At 71.4% G+C, this 21,373-nt stretch carries 15 protein-coding genes; 4 read left to right on the forward strand and 11 right to left on the reverse strand.

Going from position 1 to position 21,373, the window contains the following annotated elements:
• Positions 1 to 6: 6 nt before the first annotated feature.
• From ACX27O_RS30915 to ACX27O_RS30930, 4 genes are all read right to left on the reverse strand, one after another.
• A complete protein-coding gene (locus ACX27O_RS30915; protein ID WP_210866870.1) occupies positions 7 to 2,406 on the reverse strand; it encodes a sensor histidine kinase in 2,400 nt (799 codons plus the stop codon).
• A 253-nt stretch (positions 2,407 to 2,659) separates the two neighbouring features.
• Positions 2,660 to 3,142 (reverse strand): helix-turn-helix transcriptional regulator, encoded by a 483-nt coding sequence (locus ACX27O_RS30920; RefSeq protein WP_210866871.1) that lies wholly within the window; start codon positions 3,140 to 3,142, stop codon positions 2,660 to 2,662.
• Between the two features lie 253 nt (positions 3,143 to 3,395).
• The gene (locus ACX27O_RS30925; protein WP_458940505.1) at positions 3,396 to 4,688 is read right to left on the reverse strand and encodes a cytochrome P450; all 1,293 of its coding nucleotides are present in this window, start codon (positions 4,686 to 4,688) and stop codon (positions 3,396 to 3,398) included.
• 388 nt (positions 4,689 to 5,076) lie between these two features.
• Entirely contained in the window at positions 5,077 to 7,431 is a 2,355-nt protein-coding gene (locus tag ACX27O_RS30930; RefSeq protein ID WP_458940506.1) for an AbfB domain-containing protein, read from the reverse strand.
• A gap of 259 nt (positions 7,432 to 7,690) precedes the next feature.
• Between ACX27O_RS30930 and ACX27O_RS30935 the strand changes: the two genes are divergently transcribed.
• The 3 genes from ACX27O_RS30935 to pdxY all read left to right on the forward strand — a co-directional run bounded on the left by ACX27O_RS30935 (position 7,691) and on the right by pdxY (position 10,721).
• Positions 7,691 to 8,707 carry a LacI family DNA-binding transcriptional regulator gene (locus ACX27O_RS30935; protein WP_030336269.1) on the forward strand — a complete coding sequence of 339 codons (1,017 nt, stop codon included), beginning with the start codon at positions 7,691 to 7,693 and terminating at the stop codon, positions 8,705 to 8,707.
• A gap of 163 nt (positions 8,708 to 8,870) precedes the next feature.
• On the forward strand, positions 8,871 to 9,665 hold the full coding sequence (locus tag ACX27O_RS30940; protein ID WP_030336270.1) for a S1 family peptidase: 795 nt from the start codon (positions 8,871 to 8,873) through the stop codon (positions 9,663 to 9,665).
• Between the two features lie 204 nt (positions 9,666 to 9,869).
• Positions 9,870 to 10,721, forward strand: a complete 852-nt coding sequence (pdxY, locus tag ACX27O_RS30945; RefSeq protein ID WP_030336272.1) for a pyridoxal kinase PdxY — start codon at positions 9,870 to 9,872, stop codon at positions 10,719 to 10,721.
• A 31-nt stretch (positions 10,722 to 10,752) separates the two neighbouring features.
• On the opposite strand, the gene ACX27O_RS30950 is transcribed toward pdxY, so the two are convergent.
• The 7 genes from ACX27O_RS30950 to ACX27O_RS30980 all read right to left on the reverse strand — a co-directional run bounded on the left by ACX27O_RS30950 (position 10,753) and on the right by ACX27O_RS30980 (position 19,741).
• Positions 10,753 to 11,085 carry a putative quinol monooxygenase gene (locus ACX27O_RS30950; protein WP_030336274.1) on the reverse strand — a complete coding sequence of 111 codons (333 nt, stop codon included), beginning with the start codon at positions 11,083 to 11,085 and terminating at the stop codon, positions 10,753 to 10,755.
• Between the two features lie 9 nt (positions 11,086 to 11,094).
• Entirely contained in the window at positions 11,095 to 14,331 is a 3,237-nt protein-coding gene (locus ACX27O_RS30955) for an ATP-binding protein (protein ID WP_458940507.1), read from the reverse strand.
• On the reverse strand, positions 14,328 to 15,026 hold the full coding sequence (locus ACX27O_RS30960; protein ID WP_030336277.1) for a hypothetical protein: 699 nt from the start codon (positions 15,024 to 15,026) through the stop codon (positions 14,328 to 14,330). The genes ACX27O_RS30955 and ACX27O_RS30960 overlap by 4 nt, the downstream gene beginning before the upstream one ends.
• Positions 15,023 to 16,126: an endonuclease domain-containing protein gene (locus ACX27O_RS30965; protein WP_458940508.1), complete on the reverse strand. Its 1,104-nt coding sequence runs from the start codon at positions 16,124 to 16,126 to the stop codon at positions 15,023 to 15,025. Before ACX27O_RS30965 ends, ACX27O_RS30960 begins: the two co-directional genes overlap by 4 nt.
• A 55-nt stretch (positions 16,127 to 16,181) precedes the next feature.
• The gene (locus tag ACX27O_RS30970) at positions 16,182 to 17,600 is read right to left on the reverse strand and encodes a WGR domain-containing protein (RefSeq protein ID WP_210866877.1); all 1,419 of its coding nucleotides are present in this window, start codon (positions 17,598 to 17,600) and stop codon (positions 16,182 to 16,184) included.
• Between the two features lie 62 nt (positions 17,601 to 17,662).
• Positions 17,663 to 18,622, reverse strand: a complete 960-nt coding sequence (locus ACX27O_RS30975) for an acetamidase/formamidase family protein (RefSeq protein ID WP_210866878.1) — start codon at positions 18,620 to 18,622, stop codon at positions 17,663 to 17,665.
• Positions 18,623 to 18,718: 96 nt separating this feature from the next.
• On the reverse strand, positions 18,719 to 19,741 hold the full coding sequence (locus tag ACX27O_RS30980; protein WP_210860350.1) for a polysaccharide deacetylase family protein: 1,023 nt from the start codon (positions 19,739 to 19,741) through the stop codon (positions 18,719 to 18,721).
• 442 nt (positions 19,742 to 20,183) lie between these two features.
• Here ACX27O_RS30980 and ACX27O_RS30985 point away from each other — a divergent pair, with 442 nt between their 5' ends.
• Positions 20,184 to 21,263, forward strand: coding sequence for a glycoside hydrolase family 19 protein (locus ACX27O_RS30985; RefSeq protein WP_458940509.1), 1,080 nt, complete (start codon positions 20,184 to 20,186; stop codon positions 21,261 to 21,263).
• Positions 21,264 to 21,373: the final 110 nt, after the last annotated feature.

Consider the following 21,373-nt stretch of genomic DNA (forward strand, 5'->3'; position numbering starts at 1 on the left):
GTCGCGTCATGAGTTGCCGCTGTTGATCGGGGTGCGCCGTCGGTTCGCCACGCCCCGCGCGTACGCGGCCATCGCTGTCGCCACCTGCGCCGGGTCGCGGTACTCGGACCGTTGCTGCTGCTGGGGCACTGTCACACCGCCGGGCACGAGGTGCCGTTGCGGCTGCCGTTTGGGCAGGCCGGAGTTGGTGGTGGTGGCGACCTCGGGGGTCTGCGCCTGGGCGGCGGTACGCCAGGCGTCGTCGGCGGGGCTGGACCACTGCCGGCCGTTCTGACCGTTCGGGACGTCGACGACGTCGCTCTGGAACCAGTGGTTGACCTGTTCGAAGATGAGGAGCTCCTCGGTGGGTGCGTCACCCCGGTCCGGCGGTGGGGGAGCCGACCGGAACACCGGCGCCGCCGGCAGGGTCCGCTCCGCCGCCGGGCGTCCGGCGGTGGGTTCGGGGCGCGGCTGGTACGGCGGCGGCGGGTTGGCTGTGCGCGCCGCTCGCCGCGACAGGCGTCCGGGTGCGAGCAGGTACTCCTCCGGTGGCAGGGACCGGATGACCGCCGCGGGCAGTGTCGCCTCGGCGAGGACGCCGCGTCGGGGACCGCGTCGCAGTTGGACGGTGGCGCCCAGCCGGGCCGCGAGCTGACCCACCACGACCAGCCCCATCGCCCGTACGGCGGCGACGTCGATGGCCGGTGGGTGGGCCAGCAGCTCGTTGAGTTGCTGCATCCGCTGTGCGGACAGCCCCACGCCCTCGTCGCTGATCTGGACGATGACGCGGTCGCCCAGGCTCCGACCGCTCACCCAGGTCTCACTGCCCGGTGGCGAGTACGTCGTGGCGTTGTCCATGAGTTCGGCGAGCAGGTGCACGACCTCGTCGACGGTCTTGGCGGCCACCGCGACGTCCCCGTCGATCATGCCGAGCCGGACCCGCGCGTAGTGCTCGATCTGGGACAGCGCCGCCTGGAGCACCTGTTGCAGCGGGACGTCGCGCTGGCGTACACGACCCACGCCGACACCGCCGAGCACCAGCAGGCTGGCGTTGATCCGGCCCATCCGGGTCGCCAGGTTGTCCAGCGTGTACAGCTGGTCGAGCCGGTCGGGGTCGGTCTCGTCCCGCTCCACCAGGTCGACCTGGGCCAGGACGGCGTCGACCAGCCGCTGTTCGCGGCGGCTCAGGTGGATGAAGATGTCGGCGGTGTTGGCGCGCATGACGGCCTGTTCGGCGGCGGTCCGCACAGCCGCCTGGTGCACGGCGTTGAAGGCCTGGCCCAGCTCGCCGATCTCGTCGTCGCTGGACGGTTCGAGGGCGGCACTGGACTGCTGGTGGGCCAGCTTCTGCGGGTCGACGGTGGCGCTGCCGGGCTGTTGGAGCTGGGCCACCACGGCGGGAAGCTGTTCGAACGCCACGGCGTTTGCCGCGTCCCGTAGGCGGCGTAGCCGTCGGGTGATCTGCCGGGCGACGGCCCAGGTCACCAACGCGGTCAGGATCAGGGCCAGGATGACGCCGGCCGCCTCGGCCACGGCCCGACGGCGCTGGTCGGCGTGCGCGGCCCGGACGTCGTCGCGGACCGCGTCGTCGACCCGGGCGCGCAGGTCGGCCAGGCGGGTGGCGCGCGTCTGGGTGGTGGACACCCAGTCGTCGGTCTCCAGTTTCAGCTGCGACCCCGGCTGTGCCCGGGACACCTCGTCCTGCATCCGTTGCAGGGCGAGCGCCTCCTTGCCGGTGCCGGCCTGCTCCCACCAGAGGCTCCACTCGGGTGGGGCCAGCGCCAGAAACGACAGGCTCGACTCGGTGTAGCTGGTGCGGGCCGCGGTGATGTCCTGCTGCATGGCCGGGGTCAGCTCGCCGCCCGCGACGGCGCGCAGCACCGCCACCTGCTGCTGACCGATGGCCTCGGCCGTCTTCGACAGTGCTGCCGAGGCGCGGATCCCGTCGGCGAGTTGGGCGTCCACCACGCCGTGGGAGACGTTCTCCCGCAGGTTGATGAGGTCGGCGATGGCGATGCGGTAGCTGAAGGTCATCGCGGACACCGACGCGTGGGTGGCGGTGCGGACCTGGGTGCGCAGCGGGGCGAGGCCGTTCAGCGCCGCGTCGATGCGCCGCATCAGCTCGGGGTTGGCGTCGTTGTCGGCGGACAGCCGGCCTCGCTGCGCGCGGTAGCGGGCGACGGCTTCGTCGGTGGCGGCCACCTCCGCGACGAAGGCGTCCTGCTGCTCCGGCCGGGCGTAGGTGAGCAGGTCGGCGGCGGCGATGCGCTCGCGTTGCAGGCGGTGGGCCAGGTCGCCGGCCTCGGCACCGACCTGTGTCAGGAGCTGGAGGTCGCTGGCACGGGCCGTCTGACGGGCGCTCTCGGTCAGTGCGAGACCGGCGAAGCCGATCACCGCGATGAGCGGGGCTGCCACGATGAGGCGCATCCGACCGGCTATCTTCCAGCCGCGTCGGCGCGTCGGGTAGGGTCTGGCCGCGTGGGACCGGGTGCTCGACGCCAAGATTGACTCCCACGACTCGTCGATGACGGTCTATCCGCACGTTGCCGAATGCAAGTCCCATTCGGCCGGAAGCCGCGCTCGTAGACCAGACCTGGCCGTGGTACAAACTGCCCGTACCAGCATCTGTACCCAACGTCAGCGACCGGTGACGCCGCGCGGTCGTGGCGGATCCGCCGGGTCAGCGCTGGTTGTCGGGGGGCCCGACCGGTGGGTGCCGCCGCTGCGGGTCGTCCGGTTCGGGTTGGCCGTTGAGCACCTGGCCGATCAGTTCGCGCAACTCGTCGATCGCGTCCACGACGGCCTCCGGGTCCCGCGCGTCGCGCCGCCCACGCTGACGCGGCACCCGCCGATCCAGCCGGGCCGGCTCCGACCCGCGCGGGCCCCGGCGACCGTCGGCTGCCAGCTGCTCGGCCGCGACCTGCGGCCAGAGCGCGGCCAGTCGTCCGCCGGTGCCGAGCACGTCGTCGCAGCGCAGCGCGAACTCGTGGCTGCCGAACCGGCGACCTGACTCGACCGCGGCGACCGTCTCCCGGCTGAACCGCACCAGATCCGCCAGGGCCCGTTGGGTCAGGCCCCGTTTGACGCGACAGTTGCGCAACTCCCACCGGAACCGTTGACTGGCCGCGGAGTGAGCCGAGCTCGACGGGGACGTGTGCTCCATGCGCTCACCTTCGTGGAACGGACATTCAGCGACCGATGAGGGATCGAGGCCGGCCAATGAGCGGGACATTCGCAGAGAGCAATTCTTAACCCATGATGCGGTGGGTGTGAAGACGTTCACCGGCATGGATCGTCGGGCAAAGCGCGAACGGCGCGGGCCGGACCGGTGCCGGCACGGAGATGCGCCGGGCGGAGCGGACAACCCTCGCACGTCCCCACCCCTCGACCCGTCGGTAGGTCGACATCGCCGGCGCTCAGCCGGCGCGCACTTCGGCCGTCGCGCCACCGCGTGCCACCGGCTCGTCCGAGGACGCCGGGATATCGATTGTCGCGAGCAGTCTGCGGTGCGTGCGAAACGCGACATTGGGTTTGTATGAACGATGTTGCTCCGGCGACAGTCGGAGGCCGGGAATGGTTTGGGCGAGTCGGCTGATGGCGATGCCGGCCTCAAGTCGTGCCAATCCCGCGCCGATGCAGAAATGTGGACCGTGACCGAACGACAGGTGGTTGCCCACATCGGGTCGGTGTGGGTCGAACCGGTCCGGGTCCTGGAATGCCGCCGGGTCCCGGTTCGCCGCGCCGATCAACAGCAGGCAGCGTGCCCCGGCGGGGATCGTCACCGCACCCACTGTGACGTCGCGGGTGGTCACCCGGAGCCAGCCGTCGATGGCCGGCGCGAACCGGAGCGTCTCGGCCACGAAGGCGGGGACGAGCCCCGGATCCGCGGCGATCGCCGACCACCGCCGGGGATCGGACAGGGCCTGGTCGAGAGCGTGGGCGAGCAACCCGGCGGTGGTCTCGTGCCCCGCGACCAGGAGGTTGAAGGCAAGGCTCGCCACCTCGGGCACCGTCAGGACGCTGTCGTCGTCGTCGCGGTAGGTCAGGGCCCGGCTGATGAAGTCGTCGCCCTGCTGTCCACTGTCCACCCGCCGGCGGACCAGCTCTTCGCAGTAGTGCCAGAACTCCAGCAGGCCCTGCGCCAGGCGTACCTGCTCGGCCGGGTCGGGCTGCCCCCAGATGAGGGCGATCTGGCCGTCCGCCCAGCTCCGGATCCGCCCGATGTCCGCGTCGGGCACCCCGAGGATGTCCAGGACCACCAGCAGGGGAAGCTCGGTCGCGAAGTCCGGGATCAGGTCGACCTGCTCGCCCTGACGGGCGGCGAGACGGGACACCAGCTGCTCGACCCTTCGCCGGACGATCACCCCGTACTCGGCCTCGACCCGCTCGGCGGTGTTCGCGAAGGTCGCCCGCAGGGCCCGGCGGGTGCGTGGGTGCGTCGGTGGGTCCGCGGCGGCCGTCGTGGGTGGCGCGTCGATCTGCATGATCACGCTCAGTGCCGCCGGGCAGACCTCGTAGACCGGAACGAGGGTGAGGGCATTGGCGAATGTCGCGGCGTCGGCGAGGGCACGCCGGACGTGTGCGTGTCTGCTGATCAACCACAGGTCCAGATCTTCGGCGTAGTGCGCGCCGTCGGGACCGTCGAGAATGCGCCGCCACACGCCAGCCGGGTCGGTGAGATAGACCCTACTGAAGGGATTCAGACGCATGGAAAGCCTCCTGACGCACGCGGCGCGAAACCGGCAGCGCCCCCATTTGGCGATCCACTTCGGCGATGCCGATAATGGCGCTCATCTGCCTCTGGCCCTTTACGGTGCGCTGGCCAGGCGTACAAGTCAAGATTGGTTTTCGTCTATTTATTGCTCGGCCTGATTGCGTGTTGCAACAGCCGGGCGAACCTGGCGGGATGCAACTTGCGGCACGGCCCTTGCCCGGAAAAGCCGACCCGGTCGGACGGTGCAATCGACTCGCCGATTCCCCTCATGACCGGGGAAACGACCCCCGGGACGACGAGTGACGCCGCCGGGCCGGTGACAACGGTGCGGGGGGTTCCAGCCCAGGCCGGAACCCCCCGCACGTCGGGTCGTGACGACCCGGTCAGGGCGCCCATGGAGCGGCGATGCTCCAGGTGCTGTCGGCGGTCCACAACGTCGGCGTGTTGTACGCGTCGCCGCCGGTGCCGTTGCTGAGCCAGACCTCCGCGTTGTAGTGCCGCAGGTACTTACCTCGGAAGTTGTACGACTCCAGCGACACACCGGTGCCGGTCAGCCCGGTACGGGCGCACCAGGTGGCGTCGGCGCGCAGCAACGCGGAGCCGTCGTCCGGCGAGTTGCGGACCCGGGAGTTCTGGTGGCGCAGGTACTGCCCGGGGAAGTTGACCGACTCGAACGAGTAGCAACCCGTGCCGGCCAGGCCGGGCCGGATGGTGTACGTGGCGTCGGCCTTGAGCAGGCTGGGGCTCGCGGCGTCGACCACCTCGGTGTAGGCCAGGCCGTCCTGGTGGCGCAGGTAACGGTTGGTGAAGCCGGGCGTGGTCACCTGCAACGATCGGCGGGTGTTGGTCGGCAGGGCGACGGGCCCCGAACTGCCGATGGTCTTCGAGGCGTTGATCAGTGCGGTGTTGGCGGCGCGCACCCGCGCCTGGTCCATCTTGATCACCCGCCGGTCGTAGGTGAGGAAGCCGTTCAGCTCACCCTCCAGGTCGGTGATCTCAGTGTAGATGGAGGCGCTGAGCCCCTTGCCGAGCATCAGGTTCTGGCTGCCCTGCACCAGCCCCACGTAGCGGTCGGTGAGCGCTGTCGAGTTGGCCTGCCACTCGTAGGCGAAGAACTGACCGTTCGGGCTGTACTCGTGCCCCGGCGTGTGCAGGCCCAGGCCGCCGAACTCACCGAGCACGGCGATCCGGGTGCTCGACGGTACGGGGGAGTCCGGCCCGAGGTAGACGTGCCAGTCGTCGATGTCGCCGTTGCCGGGGTTGCCGAGGGACTGGCAGCAGTTGTGGCCGCTGTGCGGGTTGACCAGACGGGTCGGGTCCTGGTTCTTGATGTTCTGCGCGACCCGCCGGGTGTCGGCGAGGGACCGCTCGCCCCAGCCCTCGTTGTACGGCGTGTACGCGATCACGGCGGGTGAGCTGCGGTGCTCGTCGATGATCTCGCGCGCCTCGGCCTCGAACTGCGCCTGCTGCGCGTCGGTGGGGTCGACGTCCTGTGCGGTCAGCGACGGGATGTCCTGCCAGACCAGCAGGCCGAGCCGGTCGGCGTGGTAGAACCAGCGCTGCGGTTCGACCTTGATGTGCTTGCGCACCATGTTGAAGCCCAGGTCCTTGTGCTTCTGCAGGTCGAAGGCGAGCGCGGCGTCGGTCGGCGCGGTGTAGAGCCCGTCCGGCCAGAAGCCCTGGTCGAGGGTGCCGACCTGGAACACGAACTGGCCGTTGAGCTTGGGGCGCAGCACCCCGTTGACGAGACCGGTGGTGATCTCCCGCATGCCGAAGTAGTGCGTGGTCCGGTCCACCACGGCGCCGGCGGCGTTGCGCACCGTCACCCGGAGGTTGTAGAGGAACGGGTCGTCGGGTGACCAGCGGCGCGCGTTGGGCACGGGCACGGTGAACTCGGTGAAGCCGCCGGTGGCCGAGCCGACCACAGTGGCGCCGTTCAGCGCCTCGGCGAGCACGCTGTGGCCGCTCACGTCGCCCCTGGTGAAGACCCGGACCCGCACGGTGTTGGTGCTCAGGTTCGGGTAGAGGTCCACGCTGCTGATCGAGGCGGCGGGCACCGGCTCCATCCACACCGTCTGCCAGATGCCGGAGCTGGGGGTGTAGAAGATCCCGCCGGGTGTCTTGGTCTGCTTGCCGATGGCGGGCAGGCTGCCGTTCTGCCGGGTGTCGGTGGGGTCCCAGACCTTCACGACGATCTCGTTCGCCCCGGCGGTGAGCTGGGCAGTCACGTCGAAGGTGAAGGCGTCGTAGCCACCGGTGTGCGCACCGACCCGGACACCGTTGACCCAGACGGTGCTCTGCCAGTCGACGGCACCGAAGTGCAGCAGGGTCCGCCGGCCCGACCAGTTGGCCGGGATGGTGACGGTGCGTCGGTAGAACAGGTAGTTGCGGTTGTCGTTGGCGGCCCGTTGGATGCCGGACAGGGCGCTCTCCACCGGGAACGGCACGTTGACCCGCTCGGGCAGGTTGGTGCCGAACTGCGGGGCGTCGTCGGTGGTCGACTGGCGTAGCTGCCACTCGCCGTTGAGGTTGAGCCAGTCCGGCCGCGTCATCTGCGGTCGCGGGTACTCGGGCAGTGGGGTGCCGGCGAGGGCCTGGCTGGTCCAGGGGGTGGTCAGTGGCGGCGTCTTGGCCGGTGCGGCGGACGCCGACGAGGAGGGCGCGGCGAGAAAGCCGGCCACCACCGCGAGGACGAGCAGCAGGGGCAGGGCGGGGCGGATGGGGACGTGACGTGTCATGCCGTCTCCGAGGGGGGCGGGTTGCCACGGGCGGTGCAGCCAGGCCCGAAGCGCGTGGGTGGTGGGCATCGGGTGGTCATTGACGGGGGACGGGCGTCAGCGACGGACGTCGGGTGGGATCTCCACCCGCCGACGGTGGTCGGCATATTGACATCTGTCTTCGCCTGTATAACGTTATAGAGCCGCGCTGGGCGTCCCGTCAATGCTTGTTCGTCGATGCCCGGCCGGCCCGCCGGTCGACGTCGCGAAAGGGTGGTGGATGGGCGTCAGCCTGAAGGACATCGCCCAGCGCGCCGGTGTCTCGCTGGCTACTGTCTCGAACGTGGTGAACGGGTACCGCCCGGTGGGGGAGCGGACCCGACAACGGGTGCAGCAGGCGATCGACGAACTCGGTTACAGCCCCAACCTCGGCGCCCGGCACCTGCGCCGCGGTCGCACCGGCCTGATCGCCCTGGCTGTCCCGGAGCTGACCAACCCCTACTTCGCCGAACTCGCCGAGATCGCCATCTCCGAGGCCGCCGGGCTCGGCTACACCCTCGTCATGGAGAACACCGCCGCCGACCGGGAGGCGGAGCTGGCGCTCCTCGACGGCACCCGGCAGCGCGTCATCGACGGCCTGATCCTCAGCCCGGTGCGCATCGGTCGGGAGGAGGTGCTGGCCCGCACCGCCGGCGGTCCGCTCGTGCTGATCGGTGAGGGCGTCTACGACGTGCCGCACGACCACATCGCCATCGACAACGTCGCGGCCAGCCACGCGGCGATCCGGCATCTCGTGGCGATCGGCCGTCGCCGGATCGCGTTCATCGGCGCCACCGCTGGCGGCGACCGGCAGTCGGCCCACCTGCGGGTCCGGGGCTACCGGGAGGCCCTGGCGGCGGCCGGCCTGCCGTACCGACCGCTGTTGGTCGCCCGCACCGACGCGTTCGGCCGGCTCGACGGCAGGCGGGCCATGCACGACCTCCTCGCTCGCGGTGACCGGCCGGACGCGGTGTTCGCCTACAACGACCTGGTCGCCATCGGCGCGCTGCGGGCGCTGGCCGAGGCCGGCCACCGGGTTCCCGAGGACGTCGCGGTGGTCGGCATCGACGACATCGAGGACGGGCGGTTCAGCGCACCGACCCTCACCACCATCGCCCCGGACAAGAGGGAGATCGGCCGTCTCGCGGTACGCCGTCTCGTCGCCCGCATCGAGGGCGCGGAGGTCGCGGGGCCGCTGAGCGTGCAGACACCGTTCCGCCTCATCCGCCGGGAGAGCACCGGCACCCCGGGCGGCTGACAACCGGTCGCGCCGCAGCCCTGCGGCGCACCGGGCGAGATCCATAACGCCGGTGGTACGACCCAGAGAGGATGACCCGCGAGATCCATAACTCTCAATATGATGACCGCTATCTCGACTGCGGTGCGCTCACGAGGCGCGCCACCCTGATGCGGAGGAATGCATGGTTCGCTGGCGTACCCTCACTGGCCTGCTGGCCACCGCGTTGGCCGCGGTGACCGCGGCCAGCCTCACCCTCACCGCGCCGGCCGCCGCGGCCGACAGCCCCGTGACGCCGACCGTCGTCGGCGGCACCCGCGCCGCGCAGGGCGAGTTCCCGTTCATGGTGCGTCTCTCGATGGGCTGCGGCGGGGCGCTGTACAGCCCCCGGCTGGTGCTCACCGCGGCGCACTGCGTGGGCTCGACCGGCACCAACACCAGCATCACCGCGACGCTCGGGACGGTCGACCTCCAGTCGTCCAGCCGGATCACCGTCCGGTCCAACTACGTCTACCGGGCCCCCGGCTACAACGGCGCGGGCCGTGACTGGGCGCTGATCCGCCTGGCCAGCCCCGTCACCGGGCTGAGCACGCTGCCGATCGCCACCACCACCGCGTACGACAGCGGCACCTTCACCGTCGCCGGCTGGGGTGCCGCGCGGGAGGGCGGCGGCCAGCAGCGGTACCTGCTCAAGGCGACGGTGCCGTTCGTCAGCGACTCCGTGTGCAACGCCAACTACGGCGGCGACCTCATCCCCGCCCAGGAGATCTGCGCCGGCTACGCCAGCGGCGGCACCGACACCTGCCAGGGCGACTCGGGTGGTCCGATGTTCCGCCGCGACGCCAACAACGCCTGGATCCAGGTCGGCATCGTCAGTTGGGGCAACGGCTGCGCCCGACCCAACTACCCCGGCGTCTACACCCAGGTGAGCTACTTCGCCTCGTCGATCGCCTCGGCCGCGGCCAGCCTCGGCGGCTGACCGTACGACCGCGGCCAGCCTCGGCGGCTGACCGTACGACCGCGGTCAGCCTCGGCGGCTGACCGCACGCCCACTCGGGCGGTCCGGACGGCACGGTCCGGGCCGCCCGTTCGCGTCGTGCCCACGGGCGGGCGGCGAGTGGGCCACCCGACAGAAACGGCGGGCCGTCAGTGCGACGCCGGCCGCAGCGGCGATGATGGGCCGGTGAAGATCCTGTCCATCCAGTCGTCGGTCGCCTACGGCCACGTCGGCAACTCGGCGGCGGCCTTTCCGCTGCAACGCCTCGGGCACGAGGTCTGGCCGGTCCTGACCGTGCACTTCTCCAACCACACCGGGTACGGCGCGTGGCGGGGCCCGACGCTCCCCGCGGCGGACGTGGCGGAGGTGATCGCCGGAATCGGGGACCGCGGGGTCCTCGGCGACGCCGACGCGGTGCTCTCCGGCTACCAGGGCGACCCGGCGGTGGGCGCGGTGATCCTGGACGCGGTGGCGACGGTGAAGGCCGCCAACCCGGACGCCGTGTACTGCTGCGACCCGGTGATGGGCGACGCCGGCCGGGGCATGTTCGTCCGGCCCGGAATTCCGGAGTACCTCCGCGACACCGTCGTGCCCCGTGCGGACATCATCACGCCGAACCACTTCGAGCTGGACTTCCTCGCCGGCCGCACGACGACATCGCTGGCCGAGGTGCTCGACGCTGTCGACGTGGTGCGCGCGAACGGGCCACGGCACGTCCTGGTGACCAGCGTGCTGCACGGCGACCTGCCGCCGGACTCGCTGGAGGTGGTGGCGGTCTCCGACGAGGGCGCCTGGGCGGTGACCACACCGCTGCTGCCGATCAACCCGAACGGTGGGGGCGACGTCACCGCGGCGCTGTACCTCGCGCACCTGTGCACGACCGGCTCACCCGCGACCGCGCTGGAACGCACCATCGCCTCCGTCTACGCCGTGCTCGAGGCGACTGTCGCGGCCGGCACCCGGGAGATCCAGCTGATCGCGGCGCAGGACGTGATCGCCGACCCGCCGACCCGCTTCGCCGCCCGCCGGCTGCGCTGACGGCGGGTCGGGCCGCACGGGTCGGCGACGGTCAGCGGCCCTCGGGGACGGCCATCTCACCGAGCAGCGACCAGTCCTCCTGCGGCACCGTGGCGTTCACGATGCGCGGGGTCTCGGCCAGGTGCGGCGGAAGGGTCTCCTGGGCCGCGCGGAAATGGGCGGACTGCACGTGGGCCGCACCGGCCTGGTCGTCGCGGAACGCCTCGACCAGCACGTACTCGGTCGGGTCGTCCACACTGCGGGACCAGTCGAACCACAGGCAGCCCGGCTCGGCGCGGGTCGCCTCGGTGAACTCGGCGGCGATCTGCGGCCACCGGTCGGCGTGCTCGGGCCGGATCCGGAACTTGGCGGTAATGAAGATCATGGCCTCAGGCTACCCAGCCGGGCGGGCCCGGGCGACGACCTCCTCGGGGGTCAACGGCGCCTTCGGGTGGTGGGTCAGGCACAGCGGGGTGCGGACCTTGACGAACGAGAATCCCTCCCCGGCGGCGTAGAACTCACCGCTGTTGAGCAGGCCGATGTCCGGCAGCCGTCCACCCTTGGCCTCGGCGAGCTGCCGGGCCGCGTCGATCTGCGCCGGCGCGTTGAGCAGCCCGAAGAACTGCGTGGTCGCGTTGCCGGAGATCTGGTTGTGCAGACCCTTGGGCGCCTGCGTGGCGAAGACCAACCCGAGCCCGTACTTGCGGGCCTGCGAGGCCAGCGCGATCGTGCTGGCGGTGCAGGCCGTGGTGGCGGTCGAGGGCGCGAGCGTCTGCGCCTCGTCCATCACGAACAACCCACCCAGCGGTCGGTCACCGGCGGGGTGCCGTTTGATCCACGCGAAGAGCGCCATCTGCAACTGGTTGACGAAGCTCTGCCGCTCCTGATCGGAGGTGAGGCCGACGAAGCTGATCACCGACACCCGGGCCCGTCGCCCGGCCGACGGTGTCAGCAGCAGCCCTGGATCGGCAGGTGCGCCCACCCCGCCGAAGAGGGGATCGGTGACCATCGCCGCCTTGAGCGCCTCGGCCAACTCCTCGGCGAGCTTCCCGGCGCGGGCCAGCCGACTGACCCCGTCGGGCAGGTCGGTGAGGAACTCGGTGAAGCCGGGCAGGCCCACCATCCCGCTTCGCGCGTACGCCTGGAGGGCCTCGGTGAGGACGGCCTTGCCCTGCTGGGCGAGCCGGCTGGAGCGGTCCACGCCGGCCCGAGGCGCGAGCGCTTCCACGGCGGAGCGGACGGCCTGGTCGAACTCGTCCGGCCAGTCCCGCAGGGAGGTGAAGTCGGGCAGCGGTTGGAAGCTCAGCGGCCGACCGGCGGTGACCCGGGGCGTCCAGACCACCACCTCGGTGTGCGCGAGGTAGTCGGTGGCCCGTTCGGCGTCGCCGGGGCCCCAGCCGTCGGGCGGGTCGGGCCAGGCGTCACCGAGCCGGGCCAGGTCGTTGTTGGGGTCGAGAACGATCGCGGAGACACCCGCGCGGGCGCACTCCTCGACCAGCCGACGGATGAGCACGGTCTTGCCCGAGCCCGAGCCGGCGAACACCACGGCGTGCCGGCGCAGCGACTCCAGGGGCACCGTGAACGGGTGACCACCGTCGACGGTCCGCCCCAGCCCGACGGCCCGACCGTCCTCGTCGACAGCGGGGTCGACCGGGTCCGCGGGCGCCGAGCTGCTCGACTGACCGGCTGCCACCTCGCCGACCGGCGTGTCCGCGGCGTCGGGACCGGGGCCACCCGACGGTGGCTCGCCGTCGTCGGGCGTCGTCGACCCGGCCGCACCGCGCGTCCCGTCGGGCCTGGGCAGGACCGTCCGGAACAGCTCGGTGCCGCTGGCCGGACGGCGGGCCACCAGCCACTCCTGCAACGCCGTGGACGGCTCGGCCGCCATCACCCGCAGTGCCGCGAAGACCCGCAGGTCCGCCTCCGGCACGGCGCACCGCAGACCGCCGGCCGCGTCGAAACCGGTCAACACCTCGGTCGTACGCTTCCCGGTCGGCCACGGACCGTTGCGCAGCAGGACCAACCGCCGTTGGGGCAGGTCCCGGTCCAACCCGGCCAGGGTGCACGCCGCCTTGACCCGGGCGGTCACGGCGATGGCATTCGGGTGCGCGATGGCCCGGAAGCACCAGTGCGCCTCGTTCTCGGTGGCCTCGTCGAGCACCTCGATCAGCCGCCCGTGCAGCGCGGGCTTGCGACCGGGCGGCGGATCGTACTTGTAGGTGGCGCCGGTCGGCGCCTGCTCGGCGATCCACGCGGCCAGGCCGGCGGCGAGCAGCGGCGGCATGTGCACGTCCTCGCCGGCCGGGTCGACGGCGGCCGACACGTCCGCGGCCGCGACCAGATCGGCGAACCGTGCGTCCAACTCGTGCAGGCGGCGCTCGTCAGTCGTCGGGTCACCGGAAGCGGCACGGACGGCGCTCACCGCCGGCGTGGACTCGGCGCCGTCGATGAGCCGGTCCAGCTCGACCACCTCGTCGCGGTCCCGGCACCAGGCGAGGTGGCGGTCCACCCGGCGAAGCAGCGCGCGTGGGGTCAGGGTGGGTGCGTCGGCGAAGGCGGCGGGTGCGATCGGCCAGGTGGGGTGCGGTGGCACGAAGCGTGGGCCGGCGAAGGCGGCGGCGAGACGCTTCGCCACGATCGCCTGCCCGATCTCCGGGGTGGGGATCCGGTCCGGCAGGGTCGCCGTGCGGAAGCGGTCGCCGACCGGGGTGGGCGCGGTGCGGGTCATCAGCACCCAGGTGTCCGGCAGGCACGAGACCACGACAAGCGTGCGGCGGGTGATGTCGCGGAGCTTGAGCAGGCCGTCGGCGATCGGGCCGAGCACCTTGGCCTGGCCGTCCTCCAGCCCCTGGTGCTGGTTGAGCAGTGACGTGCTGGTCTGGGCGAACAGCGTGTCGAGCTGGTCCACGGCGATGACCGTCGGGTCCAGGGTCAGCGCCATCAGCCGGGAGATGTCCTGCACGACCTGCTGCGGCGTGCGGATCGCGGCGCTCAAGCCCCACGCCGCCCGCGCCGCCGGGTCACCCGGTTCGGAGATCAGGTGGGCGTAACCGACGTCCTGCGCCTCGAAGTCGACGGCACCGTGCAGGACGAGCGCCCGAGCGGTGTCCTGGGCGTCCCGCCCGACCTCCCGATCGCGCTCACGCAGCGCCCAGATGAAGGTGTCGAGCTGGGCGCGGGTCACCGGCCGGGCCCCGGCGACCGCGTCGCGGACCTCCACCGGCAGGCCGAGCTGCGGGGTGAGTCGACGGAGGAAGGTCTTCAGCTGGGTGCCCCAGCCGACATGGGCGCGGCCCATCCCCTCCACCAGGGCCAGGGCCACACTTTCCCAGAACGTCTTGCCACTGACCATGTCGACCAGGAAGAAGTAGCCACCGTCGCGCTGGATCCGTTCGCGCACCGCCCCGAGCAGGTGCGTCTTGCCGGCGCCCGCGCGGCCCTGCATGGCCACCCCGAGCGGCATGCTCGTGTCGTCGGTGCGGGCCCGCGCCACCCCGCGCAGGATCTCGGCGGCCACCTTCTCGTGCAGCTCCGGCACGTTGTGCGGGCTGGGTCGCCAGACGTCGTCCGGGGTGACCGCCGGGTTGAGACTCACCGCTTCCAGCGCGGCCCGCTGGTCGTCGGAGATCATGCCGGGCCGATCGCCAGGGCGTGGTTGTCCTCGTTCCCGATGCGGACGGCCGCGGCCCGGTCCCGTGCGGTCAGCGACTTGGTGTTCGCCACCGGAATGATGCGGACGTCCTCCCGACCGACCATCGCCCGCAGCGCGGCGTCCAGGGCATCCCGGTCGGTGTCGGCGAGCTGCTCGCGAACGTCGGCGAGGCCGACCCAGGCGCCCGGGGCGGTGGCCAGATCACGGTACGCCGACCGGACCAGCGCCTCGACCTCCGCTGCGGGCACCGGTGTGACCGCAGCGGGGGCCGGTGCCTCGTGCCGAGGCTCACTGGCCGCCAGCGCCGGTGCCCCGGTCTGCTTGAAGAAGTCGCCGTGGCTGACCCGCAGCCGGTCCAGCGAACGGTGCAGGTTGGACAGCACGACGAAGAGCGACCGCGTGGTCGAGCCGCCCTGCTTGGGCGGCGCGGAGCTGTGCAGCTGACGGGCCACCCGCCAGCCCTCGTCGGTCAGCTCGTGGGCGAACGGTCGGTGCGTCCGATCGGTGTCGACCAGGCCCAGGTCGACGAGCTTCGTGTTGTCCTTACCGGTCAGCGTGAAACCGGCCAGCTCTTTCAGCTCGACGTTGGTGAGTCGGCGCGCCTCGACCATCAGCACCACGAGGGCGTTGATCTGGTTCGGCGTCAGGTGCGGGACGTCCGCCGGGCTCGTCATGATGTCTCATCTCCGTGGGGGTGCGTGCCGCCCGCGCGTCGCCGGGCCAGCAGCCGACGGATCCCGTCGACCACCGCCGGCGCGTCGGTGAGCACCTGCTCGTTGGTGAAGCGGAGCACGTCCAGCCCGAGGAGTTGCAGCTGCACGTCCCTCCGCCGATCGTTGGCGAAAGCGATTCGCCCACGATGCTCCGGGCCGTCCACCTCGACCGCAAGACCCTCCGTGGGCCAAAACAGATCCAGTCGGTACGCCGAACCCAGGACATGCCACTCGTAGGTCTGGTTCCACCGCCGGCCGCGGGCCCAGTCATGCGGTGCGAGCGCGCGTTCCAACGCCTGCTCGGCGGCGCTGTCGCCGCGCGGCACGCCCGCGATCGGCGGCCAGGCCAACACCGTCGACCCCGGCTCGGCGGCGGTGGCCGGAAGCCGTTCGATCGTGCTGGTCAGCTCGGCGAATCGTGGCGGCAGCAGCAGCGGCACCGACCGCACCCGGTCGGCATGGCGCAGTGGCCCGCCGGCCAACCACACCGTGACGTCGCCGTGCCGCACCAGCCACTCGGCGGCGGCCACCAGTGTCCGCTCGGCGTCCGCCCCCAGATCGGGCAGGGCCACGATGAGCAGGCAACTCTCCCGGTGGTACGCCTCGGCGATCACCCGCGCGAGCCCGGCGGCGCGTACCCCGGGGGCGAAGCGGGACCGGCCGGCGGGGTGGCGCGGACCGCGCAGCCCTCGCTCGGCGAGGTCGGCCAGGAACGGGCCGAAGTGTCGGGAGCGGGCGGCGGTGCGGGCCGCGAGGGCGCGCACCGCCGCCATGCCGAGGCTGCCCTCGCTGTCGACATGGTCGGCCCCGGTCAGCCAGCGGGGGAACATCGTGAGGGCCGCGGTGTCGAGTTGGTCGAGCAGGGCGTCCACGAGGTCGCCGAGCGGACCCACCAGCGTGGGCCGGTAGTGCACGATCGCGGGCGCCGCCGCCGGCAACGGGTCGAGTGCCACCCGCAGCAACTCCGGGTCGACGCCCGGCAGGTGACTCACCCGCCGCGTCGGTGGGGCTGCCCACCAGGCACCGATGGCGTCGCCGTTGGCCCGGACGGGGTGCGCCATGCCGGCACCCTACGACAGAGGCGGGCCCGACCGGGCCCCCTCGGTGTGCTCGCCGTCAGCGCAGCCGGCGGATGTCGCCGTACGCGCGGTAGTAGCCACCGCGGCTGGACTCCCGCACCTCGGTCACCAGGTAGCGGGCGCCCGGCTCGCGGATCCCCTTGGGGAACTGCACGGACCAGTCGCGCCGGTAACCGTCGGACAGCACCTGAACCCGCAGCCGCCCCCGATCGTCCAGGCACTGCACCACGACGCCCGCGCCCGCGTCGCTGGTCACCTCGACCATCGTCGGTTGCACCGGCTGGGGCGCCTGACGGGGGGCCTTGATGTCGCGCACCTGCGGCACGTCCCCGGCCTGCGCCGCGCGGATCGCCGGCTCGCTCGCGTCGATGCAGGCCAGGTGCCCACCGGTGGTGACGACGTAGAGCCGGTCGTCGTGGTACTGCATGGAGTACGCCGAGCCGCAGCCGGTGCCGAGCTTCCACAGCCGGGTGCCCGCCGAGTCGAAGCAGTAGATCGAGGACTGGCTGTCACCGGCGAAGACGTACCGGCCGCCCTCGGCGGTGGCGCAGGAGAAGACCGGGGCGTCGCAGCGGTAGGTGCGCTCGTGCCGACCCGACTTGGACAGCCGCACCACCTCGCGGGTGCCCGTCCCGGCGAACACACTGCCCTGCTCCTGCCAGCCGAAGAGCACCGAGCCGGTTCTGGTGTGCCACAGCTCCCCGCCGGTACGCCACTCGTAGCCGGTCACGCCCTGCGAATGGCCGTGGTAGATGGCGTTGTCGTCGCAGCGCACCATCCAGGCCGAACGCCCCCGCCCGGGGCGTCGCCACAGGAACTCGTCCTCGTGGTCGACGGCGGTGATCCCGCCGTCGGCGTCAGAGACGCCGAGGACGCCGTCGTGGATGTCGAGCCAGTAGATGTCGATCTCCGGGGCGATCGCGTACGCCACCCGGGGCACCTTGCCGGACAGGTCGTAGACGTTGCCGTCGTCGCAGCCGGCGTAGATCCAGGCGTCGTCGGCGACGATGCACTTCACCCCGTCGGGCAGGCGGACCTGGCCGCGCACCTGGGCGTCGTGGTCGAGCGTGGTGATGACGCCGTGCTCGTTGCCGACCATGCAGTGCTGCCCGTCGACGAAGATGCCGAAGGCGGGAGCACCGGAGTCGTAGCGCCAGAGCACCGGGGCGGTGTGGGCGGTGGAGCGGGTGCTCACGATCTGCCGCCGTGACACGGTGCGCTTCTGACGGACGCCGGGGACGGCCGGCGCGTAGCCCTTGCGGATCTTCTCCCCGATCTTCTTCGCCGCGGCGGCCCGGGCCCGGGCGTTGTCCGGATAGGCGCTCGCCTTGACCTGCCCCTGGTCGCCGATCCGGCCGTAGCGCACCGTCAGCGTGGCGTTGTCGACGATGACCTCGTAGAACTTGTGCGCACCGTCCACTTCGGACAGTTCGAGGTAGGTCGTCTCCTGGGACATGGGGGGCCTCCGAGGGTCAGCGAGCGGCCAGATCCGGCCGGCGCGGCGACAGTGACCACACGTTAACGGCGACCTCCGACAGAATCGGCGTGCGGAAATCGCAGCGCGTCGTCGCGGAGGACGGCGTGCGCGCCGACGGTCTGGTTGACGATCTGCGTCACCCGTACGTCGACAGCGATGCTGGCCAGCGCCACCGCGTCCGCGCGGCTGAGGCCGTGCAGCCGCTGCATCAGTGTCAGCATCGACTCCAGGGCGGTGAAGGTGGCGTCGTCGAGGGAGGCACCGACGCCCAGGGTCAGCCACGCGTCGGGGGTGCGGGCCACCGGACCGGTGACCGGGAAGTCGTCGCGTACGTCGAAGGTCAACGTCACCTCGTCCATCGGGCACTCGATCGCGGTGCCGCCGACCTCGCCGTCACCCTGTGCGGCGTGACCGTCCCCGACGGAGAACAGCGCGTCGTCCACCGGGATCGGCAGCAGCAGGGTGCTGCCGGCGGTGAGGTCCCGGCAGTCCAGATTGCCGCCGTAGGGGCGCGGCGGGATCGTCGAGTGTCGTCCCGGCTCGGCGGGTGGCATGCCGAGCACTCCCATGAAGGGCCGCAGCGCGACCGAGTGGCCATGCTGGTTGCGGCCGGTCATCGTCTCCGGGTCCAGCGTCCAGGCGTGCACCACAGGTTGTTCCTGCACGCCGTAGCGCTGGTTGAACACGCTCGGCCAGCCGCCGGCCACCGTGGTTCCCCAGGTGGCCGGGGTGATCGCGTCGATGCGTACCGCGAGGGTCTGGCCGGCGCGCGCACCGCGGACCGCGACCGGACCGATCAGGGCGTGTCCGTGGTCGGGCCGGTGCTGCGCGACCCGGGGGCGGTCCCGGTTCGGCCCGCCGGGGTACGGGCCGGCGGACCACCAGCAGTCCAGCGTGCGGTAGGTGACGGTGTCGCCGGGGTCGATGGTGAGCACCGGCGGGAGATCGGGGGAGAAGTGGCCGTGCAGGCTGTCATCCCCGGGGATGAGGGTGTGTCGCATCAGTGCAGGCTAGTGGCGGCTGGTCCGCGCGCCGGGCCGCCAGGTGCGCGGTGGGTGCCGGGCGCACCCACCGCGCACGTCTCAACCTGGGCGATGTCAACCCGAGGTGCAGGAGCGGATCTGTGGGCGGGCGCTGCTGTTGCCGTTGGTCATCGTGGTGAAGCCGAAGGTGTTGCCGCTGCCGTTGGACCGCATCGTCATGACGGTGCCGCTGCTGTCCCAGGTGGCGGTGCCGTTCCAGACGGTGGAGATCCGTTGGGGTGAGGTGATGGCCACGACGACGGTCCACGTGTTGGCGCCGCTGACAGTGACCGACGTGTTGTACCGGTCGCCCCAGACGTTCGTGGTCGCGGCGGTCGCGGTGCAGGTGCCGCCGGCGGGCGGCGGGGTGGTGGTGGGCGGCGGCGTGGTGCCGTCCGGCGCGACGGCGCGGCCGGTGGACGGCGAGATCATGCCGGGGCACAGGTTGCGGCTGGTCAGGTTGGCCATGATCTGGGGGATCGCGTCGCGGGTGTTCTGGATCCCGTCGTGCATCAGGATGACCTGACCGGCCTGGAGCCGGCTCGCGTTGGCCACGATCTGGCTGACGCTGGCGCCGTTCCAGTCCTGGGAGTCCACGTCCCAGATCACCTGACGCATGCCCAGTGACGACGCGACGGACTGCAGGGTGGAGTTGGTCTCGCCGTAGGGCGGCCGGAACAGAACCGGTCGGCTGCCGGTCGCCGACTGGATCGCCGAGCTGGTCTGGGACAGGTCCGACTGCATCTGCGCCTGGGACATCGAGGTCATGTGGGCGTGGTTCCAGCTGTGGTTGGCGACCCACATGCCGGCGGACACCTGGGCCTGCGCGGCCGACCGGTTGTTCTGGACGTTCTGCCCGACGTTGAACATCGTGGCCCGTACGCCGTTGGCGCGCAGCACGTTCAGCAGCGCGCTGGTGCTGCCGGTCGGACCGTCGTCGAAGGTGAGGCCGACGTAGCCGTTGCAGGTGGCGGCGCTCGACGGGGTCGAGGTGGCCGCGAGGACGACACCGCACATGGCGACCGCGGTGGCGAGGACGGCGAGCGCCGCGCGCAACCGCCGGGACCACAGCGCCGTGCGGGGGAAGAGCCTGCTCATCTGGTGCCCCTTCGCGCAGACCCGGACACGCCCTGGATGTGGGCAGCACAGTCCGGACAGGTGTGGATGGGTGGGTAGCTGGAGCCGATACCACAGCGAAGCCGATCGCATTGACCTCAGTGGATCGGAGTATTACAGCGAGAATTCCAACACGTCAACAAGTTCCGGAAAATCACCGGAACAACTCAGGCGCGCGTCCGGGTGTTGGCCAGGCATGCCGTGATCGGGTTCGCGTTCTCGCGGCATCCCAATCTCGTGGGTCGACGCGGTCAGGGGCACTGTGCTCCGGAAAGTGCCTGGAAGTACCGGTCGTCGGTCGCCGGGCCCGCCCTCACCCGGTCATCACCGGAATAGTAAAGAGTGTGAACAGAAGATGTTACAGTCATTCCGGTCGATGTCCGCCCGGATTTCGGCCAGTGAGGTCCCAGGAAGGAGTGATCACATGACAAGACTGCGCGCGCTGGTCGCGCTGGTGGCACTGATCGTCGCCGGTGGACTGGTTGCGGTCATCCCGGCCACCGCCGCGTCGGCAGCGGCCTGCTCGGCATCGTGGCAGGCCTCGGCCGTCTACTGGGGAGACGCACAGGTCTCCCACAACGGCCGCAACTACCGGGCGAAGTGGTGGACCCAGAACGAGGCCCCGCCGGGTACGACAGGCGTCTGGGAGGACCTCGGAGCGTGCGGCGGAGGCACCACGCCACCCACCGGGGGGACCTGCAGCCACCCGAACTGGACGGCCGGAACCTGGTACGCCGCCGGGGCGATCGTGCGGTACACCAACGGTCTCTACTACATCGCCGAGCACGACAATCCCGGGTACGACCCGATCGTCAGCACCTGGTACTGGGAGCCCTACACCTGCGGCGGCCAGCCCCCGACCACCCCGCCGCCCACCAACCCGGGCGGCTTCGTGGTGACCGAGGCCCAGTTCAACCAGATGTTCCCGGGCCGCAACTCGTTCTACACGTACTCCGGACTCGTCGCCGCGCTCAGCGCCTACCCGGCGTTCGCGCGCACCGGCAGTGCCACCGTCCAGCGGCAGGAGGCCGCCGCCTTCCTGGCCAACGTTTACCACGAGACCGGCGGGCTGGTGCACATCGTCGAGCAGAACACCGCCAACTACCCGCACTACTGCGATCCCGGCCAGTCGTACGGCTGCCCCGCCGGGCAGGCCGCCTACTACGGGCGAGGGCCGATCCAGCTCAGTTGGAACTTCAACTACAACGCCGCCGGTAACGCCCTCAACCTGCCGCTGTTGACCAACCCGTGGCTGGTGCAGACCGACGCCGCGGTGGCCTGGAAGACCGGTATCTGGTACTGGATGACCCAGAACGGGCCGGGCACCATGACCGCCCACAACGCGATGGTCAACGGCGCCGGGTTCGGGCAGACGATCCGCAGCATCAACGGCTCGATCGAGTGCAACAACGGAAACCCCGCCCAGGTGCAGAGCCGTGTCACCAGGTACCAGCAGTTCGTCGGCATCCTCGGCGTGCCCGCCGGAGCCAACCTCTACTGCTGATTCGTGCCCGGGCCTCGGCGTACGTCCTCGGACGGCGTCGAGGCCCGGCACGTCGGCCGCCGGGCCCGGTGCGGGCGGTGGCCGTTTCGACCCGGTCAACCCGTTGACAC

The sequence above is a fragment of the Micromonospora sp. SD19 genome (assembly GCF_054462275.1).